A 13,044-nucleotide genomic window follows, 5' to 3' on the forward strand; every position below is an offset into this window, starting at 1 on the left:
ACCGCCTGTTACCATGGAATTTCAAAAAATAGGTGTGGTTTGCTAGACGCTTACGGTATAATCGATTTATATTTTAGGTTTAATTTGTTTTAGCTATGGGTTGGCGCTCTTTAGTTAAAAAAGAGCGCTATAAGGATACTCTATATTAAAATAGTAGTTGCTGGTGTTTATTAGGCTGCTGAAATAGCTTGCTGTTTTGCTTTCATTTTTTTTTCTAGCTCTATATCTTGTTGTTTCTGTTTTTCTTGTGTTTCCAATTCTTCTGTTTGTTGTTTTTATTGTTCTTGTTTTTGCTGCTCGAGCGCTTTCTGTTTTTCCAATTCTTCTGTTTGTTGTTTTTCTTGTGCTTGTTTCTGTTGTTCGAGCACTTTCTGTTTTTCTTCTTCTATTTCTGCGAGCCTTTTCTGTTCTGCTTCAGCGACTTCTATTTTAGCTTGCTCTTCAAGTTCGATAGTATTGAGTCGAGCGTCTTCTGCTTTTTTTTCTAGTTCAAGTGCTAATGCCTGTGCAGCTTCTATTTTTTGTTGAGCCTCTGCTTGAGCTTGTTGTGCTAATTGGCTTGCACTTAACTTTGCTTCTTCCACTTGCTTTTCTAAATCAATAACTCTGTTATCTATTTCTTTAATTTTTTGTGCGGCTTCGGCTTCAACTTGTTTTTTTAATTCAACAGCAGCGTTTTTTGCTTCTTCAGTTTGTTTTTCTAATTCAACAACAGAGCTATTAAGTTCAATACTATTTTTATCTAACTCTGCCTTTGTTTGTTTTTCTAATGTTATTAATGCTTGATTAGCTGCTTTTGCTTGTTTTTCTAATTCAAGTTCAACTAATTTTGCTTTTTTGGCTTTTTGTTCAGATTCGACTTCACTCTCTAGCTGCTTTTCTAGTTCAATTGCGGCAAGTCTCTTTTCTTCTTTTTCTTTTTTCGCTTTCTCTGCGGCTTTTATTTTTTCTTGCTCATGCCAAGTTAGTGTTTTTAAGTATTCTCTTATGTTATCAACGTAATGTTTAGCCTCTAACCCACGAGCATAACCATAGCGTGTTTTTGTATACCATTGTCGTTGATGCAATAAAGGTAGATTTTCTTTAACATCTACCCATGAATCAGGGTTTTGACCGCGCATAGTCGCCAAACGTCTTACATCTAATACATGGCCTAAACCAATATTATAAGAGGCTAAAGCAAACCATATTTTTTCATCTTCAGGAATGCTATCGGGTACGCGATTAATTAATTGAGAAAGATACTTTGCACCACCTTGAATACTCTGCTCGGCATTTCGTCTATTTTTGATACCAACAAATTTTGCGGTGTCGAGCGTTAACATCATCATGCCTCTTACACCCGTTGGAGAGACTGCATTAGGATCCCAGTGAGACTCTTGATAACTAATTGAAGCTAATAATAACCAAGGGATATTATCAGTGGCATATTTTTTAAATAACGCTTCGTATTTAGGTAATCTGCTTTCAATGCGGTTTAGAAAAGCGCGTGTATCAACAAAATCAAATTCACTGATATGTCCAAAATATTTGTCTTCTAGTTTGGTGATAGTATTTGATTCATACTGCTCTCCCATAAACTCAATCATGGCTGCATATAAAGAGTCATTTTTGATTTTAGGCATTAACCAAGCAACAGGCTGCTTTTCTTTAATGGCAAGGGCTTCTGCTAATAAAGGATAATAACGCTGGCTTTGCGCTAATGTGGTGCTATCGACAATAGCAAACTTGATCTCTTCCTCTGCTATTTTTTGTAATAAGGATTCTTGATCTTCATTTTCTAAGACAATAATCTGTAAATTTGGAAAAGTGATTTGTAATGATTTAATGGTTTCTTCATGGCTACTGCTTTTTAATACATAAATAGGCGCATTCACCTCTGCTAAGCTTTTAGGCCTAAAATTACCTTTTCGATAAACAAGCGTTTGTGTTAGGTGGTAATAGGGCGGTGAGCTACGGTATTTCTCTGCACGTTTAGGCGTGAGTGTTAAACCTGCGCCAGCAAAATCAATACTTTTATTGTCCAGCGCTTGTATCAGTCGTTCAATACTATCAAACTCTTTAACGGTAAAATCTAAGTTCAGGTAAGTCGCAAATTTTTTGCCTAATTCATAATCTAATCCGCTGTAATGTTCCCCATCATAGCTATAAGTTAATGAGCTATTAATGGTCCCCATGACAATTGCTTTTTTGTCTTGCAATTTTTTTAAATCTGAAGATTCTCCACTCGGGTTACACGCCATTAACAATAATATGCTTATTATGCTGAGAATGTACTTTATCGGTGCCATTGAGAAGGCTGAAAAAAATGGTTTAATCATAAATATGTACATTGATCCTGTAAGTTATACGGCTATCTTAATTTAAATTTCCGTTTATTTAGTAATTTATCTTTGTATTTGAGTCAGACTATAGAGTGTTTCTATTTAATAAAAAATGCTTTTCTTTTATAATATAGCACTAAACCCAAGTTCATTTAATTATCCAACGAGAGTAATAACCTATGGAAATTTTGCGAGGGGCACCTGCCTTATCGACATTTCGTGTTAATCAGTTGTTGAAAAACTGTGAAGCATTAGATTTACCTGTGACAGGCATTTATGCTGAATTTATGCATGCTGCAGATCTATCTGATTCTTTAAATGACCAAGAGTTAGCTGTTCTACAAAAGCTATTAACTTACGGACCTAAAATTGCAGAGCATGACCCAGTGGGCACTCTGTTATTTGTTACACCACGCCCAGGCACTATTTCGCCTTGGTCTTCAAAAGCAACGGACATTGCTAAGAACTGTGGTCTTACCAAAGTAAAACGTTTAGAGCGAGGTATCGCTTATTACGTTGAAACTAAAACAGAGTTAAATGAACAACAAATTCAAGCGTTAACAGACTTGTTGCATGATCGCATGATGGAAGTCGTGTTAACTTCGTTGGAAGACGCTGCGACCTTATTTGTACAGGGTACGCCAGGCAAAATGACCAGTGTTGATGTGTTAGGTGAAGGCCGTAGCGCATTAGAAGTTGCGAATGTGAACTTAGGTTTAGCACTTGCTGATGACGAAATCGATTACCTAGTAGAAAACTTTATTAAGTTAGAACGTAATCCTAACGATATCGAATTAATGATGTTTGCACAGGCAAACTCTGAGCATTGTCGTCATAAAATATTTAATGCTGATTGGACTATCGATGGTCAAAAACAGCCTAAATCATTATTTAAAATGATTCGTAATACCCACGAATTACACCCTGAACATGTATTGTCTGCTTATAAAGATAATGCAGCGGTAATGGAAGGTTACCAAGCTGGGCGTTTCTTCCCAAGCGTTGATGACCGTGAGTTTGGTTACCACCATGAAGATATCGATATCTTAATGAAAGTTGAAACTCATAACCATCCAACAGCTATCTCGCCATTCCCAGGTGCAGCGACAGGTTCTGGTGGTGAAATTCGTGATGAAGGCGCAACGGGGATTGGTTCAAAACCTAAAGCGGGTTTAGTGGGCTTCTCTGTATCTAACTTACGTATTCCAAGTTTTGAACAAGCATGGGAAACAGATTTCGGTAAGCCAAGCCGTATCGTTTCTGCGTTAGATATTATGTTAGAAGCACCGTTAGGTGGCGCTGCATTCAATAATGAGTTTGGTCGTCCTAATATTTTAGGTTACTTCCGTACTTATGAAGAAAAAGTAGATAGCCATAACGGTAATGAAATCCGTGGTTACCACAAACCTATTATGCTAGCAGGTGGTTTAGGTAATATCCGCCGTGAACATGTACAGAAAAAAGATATCCCAGTTGGCGCGAAATTAATCGTGTTAGGTGGTCCTGCAATGAACATTGGTTTAGGTGGTGGTGCTGCCTCTTCAATGGACTCTGGTGCTTCTTCAGAAAACTTAGACTTTGCATCAGTACAACGTGAAAACCCAGAAATGGAACGTCGTTGTCAGGAAGTGATTGACCGTTGTTGGCAGATGGGTGAAGATAACCCAATTCAATTTATTCATGATGTAGGCGCAGGTGGTTTATCTAATGCAATGCCTGAGCTAGTGGATGATGGCGGCCGTGGTGGTGTATTCGATTTACGCGCTATTCCAAATGATGAGAAGAGCATGGCACCACATGAAATCTGGTGTAATGAATCTCAAGAACGTTACGTAATGGCAGTTAAGCCTGAAAACTTAGCAACCTTTGAAGCAATTTGTAAACGTGAGCGTGCGCAATACGCTGTAATTGGTACTGCAACTGAAGAGTTGCACTTAACGCTAAACGATCCAGAGTTTGATAACAAACCGATTGATATGCCACTTGAAGTGTTATTAGGTAAAGCGCCTAAAATGCACCGTGATGTTCAATCACAAACAGCTAAAGGTAAAGCGTTAGACTTATCTGGTGCAAGTGTGAAAGAAGCGGCAGAGCGTTTATTACGTTTACCGTCAATCGCAGAAAAAACTTTCTTAATCACTATCGGTGACCGCACGGTAACGGGCTTAGTTGCTCGTGACCAAATGGTTGGCCCTTGGCAAGTGCCTGTTGCCGATTGTGCGGTAACAGCAGCAAGCTACGATACTTACTTTGGTGAGTCGATGGCATTAGGTGAGCGTACACCAGTTGCATTACTTAACTTTGGTGCATCTGCTCGTTTAGCAGTGGCTGAGTCAATTACTAATATTGCTTGTTCTGATATTGGTGATTTCAAACGTATTAAACTGTCTGCTAACTGGATGTCTGCAACGGGCCACCCAGGTGAAGATGCGGGTTTATATGAAGCTGTTAAAGCCGTAGGTGAAGAGTTATGTCCTGAACTGGAACTAACGATTCCTGTTGGTAAAGACTCAATGTCAATGAAAACACGTTGGCAGGAAGAAGATGGTAGTGATAAAGAGGTGACTTCACCATTATCATTAATCATTACTGCATTTGGTGCTGTTCGTGATATTCGTAAGACAGTAACACCACAATTACGTACAGACCAAGGTGATACTGACCTGATCCTAATCGATTTAGGTAATGGTAAAAACCGTTTAGGTGGTTCATCACTTGCACAAGTATACAAACAACTAGGTGAAACAACACCAGACTTAGATAGCCCTGAATTACTAAAAGGCTTCTTTAACTCAGTACAAAGTTTACTAGCTGATAAGAAATTATTAGCTTACCACGATAGAAGTGATGGCGGTTTATTCTCAACTATTACAGAAATGGCCTTTGCTGGGCACTGTGGCGTAACTGTTAAACTTGACCAAGTTGGTAACGATGATTTCTCTGCATTGTACTCGGAAGAGCTAGGTGCTGTGATTCAAGTTAAACGTGAAGATAAAGAAGCTGTATTGAATACCTTAGCTGGACACGGTTTATCATCTAACTCGTTAGTGATTGGTTCAATCAATAGTACTGACCAAATTGAGTTCTTACGTGATGGTGTTGAAGTATTAACAGCTAAACGTTCTGAATTCCGTGGTATTTGGGCTGAAACAACACTGAAAATGCAATCATTACGTGATAACTCAGAATGTGCACAACAAGAGTTTGACCTTAAATTAGATGATAAAGATCCAGGTCTATCAACTAAATTAACGTTTGATATCAATGAAGATGTTGCTGCACCTTATATTGCGAAAGGCGTTAAGCCACGTATGGCTATTTTGCGTGAGCAAGGTGTTAACTCGCAACAAGAGATGGCAGCTGCCTTTAATCGTGCTGGTTTTGCTGCGATTGATGTACATATGAGTGATATCTTATCAGGTAACGTACAACTAGATAACTTTGCTGGTTTAGTTGCTTGTGGTGGCTTCTCTTACGGTGACGTACTAGGTGCTGGTGAAGGTTGGGCTAAGTCTATCTTGTTCAACGAACAAGCGCGTAACCAGTTCCAAACTTTCTTTGAGCGTGAAAACTCATTTGCATTAGGTGTATGTAACGGTTGTCAGATGTTATCAAACCTAAACGAGTTAATTCCAGGTTCTGATTTATGGCCGCGTTTTGTACGTAACAACTCTGAGCGTTTTGAAGCACGTTTCAGCTTAGTAGAAGTACAAAAATCTAACTCGTTATTCTTAAATGACATGGCCGGTTCACAAATGCCTATCGCCGTTTCTCATGGTGAAGGTCGTGTAGAAGTGAAAGACAGCTCACACCTTGCTGCTATTGAAGCAAGTGGTTCAGTTGCATTACGCTTTATCGATAACTACGGTAACAACACTGAAGCTTACCCATCTAATCCAAATGGTTCGCCAAACGGTATTACTGGTCTAACGTCTAAGGATGGTCGTGTCACTATTATGATGCCTCACCCTGAGCGTGTATTTAGAACAGTCGCTAACTCTTGGCACCCAGATGAGTGGAAAGAAGACAGTCCATGGATGCGTATGTTCCGAAATGTACGTAAACAGTTAGGTTAATTAATTAACTGATCAAAGGGGAGCACATTGCTCCCCTTTATTTTACAAATCTTTATTTTAGAAATTTATTTTATATTATCGATACTCCGCTCATAACTGAGCTATGTTTATAGTCTAAATACCGATGTTAATGCCAATTAAAAAGGGTGATTAACATACCTCTGATTCACTTCCCTGTATAATCCTGATATTTTTAAGTATATTCCGTTATTTTTATTTAACTCATTGGTTTAGGAACACTATGCAACAGACTTGGTTAAACATGTCTTGGTTAGAAAGTGAAATTTATATCGCCGTTTCTGCTACGCTATATTTTACTTTTTTAACATTAATTACATTACGAGTGATTATAAAACGAAAAGCAATTGGGGTTTCACTTGCTTGGCTGTTTCTTATTTATGCCATTCCATTAGCTGGGATGATTGGCTACCTTATTTTTGGAGAGCTTAATTTAGGGGCTAAACGCAGTAAACAAAGGAAATTATTTTCCGGTGCTTTTTTACGTTGGTTAAAAGAGGAGGCGGTAACCTATCGGCAGGATAAAGAGCAAGTCAGTGAAAATGCACATGCTATGCAAGCCTTCGTCGAATCCTACACTAATATGCCAATGGTAATGGGGAATAAACATACGTTACTCACCTCTACAGATGAAATACTGCTGAAGCTTATAGAAGAGATAAAAGCCGCAAAAAGCCATTGTTATTTGATGTTTTATATTTGTGAGCAAGGTGGGTTAGTTGACCCTTTGTTGGAAGAGTTAAAACTGGCTGCTTATAGGGGGGTTAATTGTAAATTATTACTAGACTCTGTAGGTAGTCATCGCTTTTTGACCTCTAAATTACCAGGGCAACTGCGAGCAGCCGGTGTTGATGTGGTTGAAGCTCTACCTGTAGGTGCTTTTAGGTTAATCTTTCAACGACAAGATTTACGGCTGCATCGTAAACTTGTTTGTATTGATGAGCATATTGCTTATACAGGCAGTATGAATTTAGTGGACCCCGCTTTTTTTAAAGTTGAAAAAAATATAGGGCAGTGGATCGATGTCATGGTTCGTTGTGAAGGACCTATCGTTCAACATATGCAAGGCTTGTTTTTATGGGATTGGAGTTTAGAAACAGGTGAAAAGCTGATGTTACCTGAGGCGAACAAAGATCTGTTTTGTCTCGTTGGTAGCGAGAATGCACAATTAATTCCTTCTGGCCCTGAGTTTGGGAAAGTAGGCATACATCAAGTGTTGTTAACAGCTATTTATGAAGCCAAATATAGCTTAGTTCTAACTTCTCCTTACTTTATTCCTGATGAGAGTTTACTCACGGCTTTACAGGTAGCAGCAATGCGAGGAGTTAATGTAAAAATTATTTTGCCTGCTAAAAATGATTCGATTATGGCTAAGTATGCATCGCGCGCATTTTTTGAAGACTTATTAAAAGTAGGGGTGGAGATTCATCAATTTCATGGTGGTCTTTTACATACTAAGAGTATCGTGATTGATGAAAAGTTAGCATTAGTAGGGACGGTTAATTTAGACCAACGTAGCTTTTGGCTAAACTTTGAAATGACGATGTTGATCGATAACGAGTGTTTTGCTGGTGAGTTATTAAGAACACAAATGCACTATACTTTAGCATCTAAACAATTAACTCTTGAACAGTGGAGTCAACGATCTTTCGTTAAACGTTTTTTGGAAGGGTTATTATATTTATTCAGCCCATTATTATAATTTTTATGCCATTTTATGATGCTAAATTGTAATCTAGGTACTTATTTTAAAAGCACATTATCAATATTTATAGAGGCTATAGTTATTATTTGTATCATGAACAGTTCGCTGATTTTTTGTTAATAAAAAAACAATAAAAACAATAAAATTATCAGCTTCCAACACTTTCATTTTGTTGCACATGCGCGTAAAGTGAACATAGAGATATGTTTATAGACCTTGTTAATTACGACTAAATATTAGTTGTGATACAAGTGTTATTATTTTTTACTGTAAGCAAGTTTCTCTACATTTTAAGGTGTTTTTAATATAAAAATGCCGGTGAATAATATGCGTCACCATAAAATATGTTCCAATTAATATAATAAATGAATTTACTGAATAAATTGTTTCCGACCAAAGGGTAAGGCAATAAAGTTGGCAATAATGATTGCTTTGGTGTTTTTAATCATCCACCTATTAAGCAACTTTGATGACTTTGATTTAGTGCTTCATTTACCAAATTTTAAACATGAGGAAATAAAATGACAGATATAGATATTGGTATTAGTAAAGAAAACAGAACAGCAATCTCAGAAGGTTTGAAAAAATTATTAGCTGATTCTTATACCTTATATTTACAAACGCATAACTTCCATTGGAATGTAACAGGTTTACAGTTCCGTGAATTGCATTTGATGTTTGAAGAGCATTACACTGAGTTAGCGACCGCTGTTGATGATATTGCTGAACGTATCAGAACCCTCGATGTACCAGCGCCAGGTACTTACAAAGAATTTGCAAAACTAAGCTCTATTAAAGAAGTTGATGGTGTTCCAAGTTCATCAGAAATGGTTGAACTATTAACTAAAGCACATGAGCAAGTGATTAAAACATCTCGTGAGGTGCTAAAAGTAGCACAAGACGCTGATGATGAATCAACAGCTGCACTTGTATCTGACCGTATGCGTATACATGAAAAAACAGCTTGGATGTTAAGAGCGACTAAAAAGTAGGTTACTTTTAAATAACCAATGGGAGTCATTTGTTCTATTATTTAATTAAAGTATGATTTCCAATTGCTTGTACATTAATAGCATATTAAAAAGAACGTTTTTACGTTCTTTTTTTATAACTCCCATTGTACAAAAAAACCTTGAATACGCTGGGCATCTTGCCTTAAGCCTTTTTAATAACCCAAGCTTTACGAACGCTCCTTGTTCAACATGGATGCGTCACATCATTCTCTGTTTTAAGAAGATAAAACTTCGGGACATCTGATTGTTGAATATTAATCATATTAATTGCTTATCATGAATTAAATTAATAAAGTGTATGGATGTCCCATTTTTTTATTAATTTAATTCATTATTATAACTTTTAAAGTTAAGTTTGTTTGTAATTAATTCACCTATTCTTGTGTTAAAAGAATAAGTATACCCGTCACTATTCAAGCCGTAAAAATCAGTAAGTCGAGAGGTAAATAAAGTCTAGGCCTAAAGATAAATATCTAATAGGTGAAGCGTTATAACAACGAAGATGGTTACCTCGAGATTTGCTCTGCGGGTTGAGAACCAATATTACGTTGTAATACCAATTATATTAAATAAGTGATCTAAATTTTACGCAGAAAAAATGACTTAGTTTAAGGCGTAATTTGAGTTAAATAGTTGTTCTATTTGCGAAAATTACAACGAAGAAATAAGTTATTTTAGCAAGTAAAATAGATCAGTTAATTAGTGTGATTGGTATAATATTCAATAAAGACTCGCTATTGGCATTATGCGATGCCTTTTCTGGTGTCCGAGTTAACGAATGACTCATGCACTTAGATCTATACCTCTATGGGATGTTTTAAAGTCATTAATATGACTTTTTTGATTTACCTTTTATTTTTTAATTTTTGTATTTTAAGGTTTTTAGTTTTTTTGCAGCTCATTTACAAAATATTTGAGTTATTTGAAATTTATTATAGAGGGAGTAGGTCTAGTAAGTTACAAAAACGGCGATATCGCTTATTCCTTATTGTACTTGTTTAGGGATTGTGGGCGTTATTTAATATATTTATTAATAATCACAGATAAAACAAGCAACTATTTTAATCAGGAGCATACATATGAAAAAAGTAAACTTAACTAAAGCTTTATTAGTTGGCGCATCAACAGCAATCTTAAGCTCAGCTGCAATGGCAGGTCCAAACAGCCAATTAACCATCGCAGAAGGTGCTTCACCTAAAGTACAAGAGCAGTTTAAAGGTTGGGTTGCTGGTGAAAAAGTGAGTGGCCGTAAAGATAAATGCTACGGTATTGCTTTAGCTGGTGAGAATGACTGTAAAGCTGGTGCAGGTACTAGTTGTGAAGGTACTTCAACTGCAGATTTTCAAGAAAATGCATGGACATATGCACCTAAGGGTGTGTGTGAATCAATCGTAACACCTAATGGGCAAGGTTCTCTTGAAGGTTAATTCATTACATTCTCCCCAGCAATTTCTTGTCGGGGAGCATTTAGGTGCTGGCCTAAGTTTAAAGCCTGAACATCTTGATGATATTTTAGTTTTACCGGTTAAAAACAGCGCTTCAGATAATAATCTTTGGTTCGAAGTGCATACAGAAAATTATTTTGTTGCAGGTGGACCTCGACTAGCTTATTTAAGGGCTATTCGTGAAAATTATAATATTAGTTTTCATGGTGTTGGTGGTTCATTGGGGGCTGATCTTAAAGTTATGCCTGCACACACTAAAAGAGTGAAAGCCTTGATCGATGAGTTTCAACCATCATTAGTTTCTGAGCATGCAGTTTGGTCAAAAGCTAACGGAAAGTACTTTGCAGATTTAATGCCTTTACCTCGTACACAAGATGCTCTTCAATCTTTAATTAATGGTATTGATTGCTATCAATCTGGGATTGGCCGATCTATTTTAATTGAAAACCCAAGTAACTATTTAGACTTCATAAGTGATATGGATGAGCCTCAATTTTTAGTGGAAGCAGCTAAACGAAGCGGTTGTGGATTACTTATTGATATTAATAATTTATATATTAGTAGTAAAAATACAGGTGTTGATGCACTAAATTATCTAAAGCAGATTCCAGCTGAGCTTGTTGGGGAGATTCACATTGCAGGGCATGACCCTGATCCCGCATTAGGTGACTCGTTATTAATTGATAGCCATGCAGCAGCTGTTGCCCCTCCGGTATGGGACTTATTAGAAGAAGCATTAAACTTGTTTGGTCATCGACCAGTACTTGTTGAAAGAGATGCTAATATTCCATCATTTGATGAGTTAATGAATGAGAGAAAAACAGCACAACATTATTTGAATCAATGCCAGTTACAAAATAATTTATCTACTCTTAATAAAAAAGTGACTAATTAATGAGTGATAGTCAATATATTGAGGCTTTTACAAAGTACTTACTGAGTGGTGACCCAAGCGCTATCGAAGTTTTTTGTGAAAATCCATCAGACATTAAACGATTAGCTATATATCGTAATGGCTTTTATAAAGGTTGTGTGGATGCATTAATTGCCAATTACCCTATGTGTGAAAAGAAAATGGGTAATAATAACTTTAAGAAGATAGCAAAAGCTTATGTTGATCGTTTTCCTCCAGAGCATGGCACACTGGTAGGATATGGTTTAGATTTTCCTAGCTTTATTACTGATTTTATTAATAAAATTAAACTTGAGGAAGAAGAGCCACTTCAATCAAGTAAATCTTTGATAAATACTCTCAATTTAGATTTGAAGTTAGTTGATATTGCACGTTTGGATTATACATGGTTGATGAGTTTGATGAGCGGAGACTCAAAAGAAACGTTAACGATAGAATACGTTAATGAACTCATAGGACAAGAATTTGAGCTGACTGAACTTAATGTAAAGCTCAATGATAGTGTTTTACTAGTCGAAGTGAGTACTGAAGCGTTTTCGGAGTGGATATCTTTAAAAACAAATCATAATACGGTTGAAAAATGTTCGCCTACAATGAACAGTGTTATGTTTTGGCGTTTGCAAGGTGCTGTGCAAGCTCGTTTACTTTCTATTGCAGAAACTAAGCTTATGCAATCACTACAAGGTGAGGGAAGCACTCTAGGTAAGGCTTTTGACGCAGCATTAACAGTAGATGAAGAATTTGAAGTTAGCGATGCTTTTACAGCCTGCTTACAAAATGAATTATTAGAAATAAGTATTAATTAATCAACATTACAATAGGAAATAATCAATATGGATATAATTAAAAAAATGCAACTGCTGTACATACAAATGGGAGAGCAACTGTCAAAGTTTCTAGAACCTTTAGCATTACTCTTCCTTCGTTTTATGGTTGCTAAAGTTTTCCTCGATTCTGGCTTAAGCAAATGGGATGGTTTCTTACAATTTAATGTTGATAAGTTTGATCTATTTAAATATGAATTCTTTTGTCCTGATCCCGTTCGAGCAGGTGCTTTACAACTTTGTGATCCGCAAACATTAGATTATGTGGATGGTTCATTTATGGTAAAAATGATTGAATCGTTAGCTGTGATTGCAGGTGTTGTAGAAGTACTCTTGCCAGTATTATTGATTATCGGTTTCTTTTCAAGATTCGCAGCATTCGGTCTTATTGGTATGACAATGTTTATTCAACTTGCTGTTTTCCCTACGCTAGACCACTGGATTAACCCTGCTTCTTGGTGGGCTGTTTCATTATTAGTCATCTTTGCTCGTGGACCAGGAGTCTTATCTGTTGATAGGTTACTGGGCTTAGATGCTAAATATAGAGCAGCTAAATAACCAATAAATTAATTTTATAAGATAAATATCAAATGTAATCGACTTTTAAATTTTATTAGAGCGTCGGTTACATCTGTAATTAAAATAAAATAGTAATTAAAATAAAATAGTAATTAAAATAAAATATTAATTACAAAAATTAATTTAATAACTTATTTTTATTCTCCC

Annotated in this window: 8 protein-coding genes; 7 read left to right on the forward strand and 1 reads right to left on the reverse strand. The window is 36.4% G+C overall.

Going from position 1 to position 13,044, the window contains the following annotated elements; genetic code table 11:
* Positions 1–275 precede the first annotated feature (275 nt).
* A complete protein-coding gene (gene mltF / locus V6256_RS00005) occupies positions 276–2,321 on the reverse strand; it encodes a membrane-bound lytic murein transglycosylase MltF (protein WP_341595913.1) in 2,046 nt (681 codons plus the stop codon).
* A gap of 182 nt (positions 2,322–2,503) precedes the next feature.
* Here mltF and purL point away from each other — a divergent pair, with 182 nt between their 5' ends.
* The 7 genes from purL (at position 2,504) to V6256_RS00040 (ending at position 12,876) form a co-directional block, all read left to right on the forward strand.
* Positions 2,504–6,400 (forward strand): phosphoribosylformylglycinamidine synthase, encoded by a 3,897-nt coding sequence (purL, locus tag V6256_RS00010; protein ID WP_341595914.1) that lies wholly within the window; start codon positions 2,504–2,506, stop codon positions 6,398–6,400.
* Positions 6,401–6,641: 241 nt separating this feature from the next.
* Positions 6,642–8,120 (forward strand): cardiolipin synthase, encoded by a 1,479-nt coding sequence (cls, locus tag V6256_RS00015; protein ID WP_341595915.1) that lies wholly within the window; start codon positions 6,642–6,644, stop codon positions 8,118–8,120.
* A gap of 524 nt (positions 8,121–8,644) precedes the next feature.
* Positions 8,645–9,115: a Dps family protein gene (locus tag V6256_RS00020; protein WP_341595916.1), complete on the forward strand. Its 471-nt coding sequence runs from the start codon at positions 8,645–8,647 to the stop codon at positions 9,113–9,115.
* Between the two features lie 1,100 nt (positions 9,116–10,215).
* On the forward strand, positions 10,216–10,563 hold the full coding sequence (locus tag V6256_RS00025) for a BufA1 family periplasmic bufferin-type metallophore (protein ID WP_341595917.1): 348 nt from the start codon (positions 10,216–10,218) through the stop codon (positions 10,561–10,563).
* The gene (bufB, locus tag V6256_RS00030; protein ID WP_341595918.1) at positions 10,553–11,476 is read left to right on the forward strand and encodes an MNIO family bufferin maturase; all 924 of its coding nucleotides are present in this window, start codon (positions 10,553–10,555) and stop codon (positions 11,474–11,476) included. Before V6256_RS00025 ends, bufB begins: the two co-directional genes overlap by 11 nt.
* The gene (locus V6256_RS00035) at positions 11,476–12,300 is read left to right on the forward strand and encodes an HvfC/BufC N-terminal domain-containing protein (RefSeq protein ID WP_341595919.1); all 825 of its coding nucleotides are present in this window, start codon (positions 11,476–11,478) and stop codon (positions 12,298–12,300) included. Before bufB ends, V6256_RS00035 begins: the two co-directional genes overlap by 1 nt.
* Before the next feature lie 27 nt (positions 12,301–12,327).
* Positions 12,328–12,876, forward strand: a complete 549-nt coding sequence (locus V6256_RS00040) for a DoxX family protein (RefSeq protein ID WP_341595920.1) — start codon at positions 12,328–12,330, stop codon at positions 12,874–12,876.
* Positions 12,877–13,044 lie beyond the last annotated feature (168 nt).

Source organism: Psychromonas aquatilis (assembly GCF_038155185.1).
Classification (GTDB): Bacteria; Pseudomonadota; Gammaproteobacteria; order Enterobacterales; family Psychromonadaceae; genus Psychromonas; species Psychromonas aquatilis.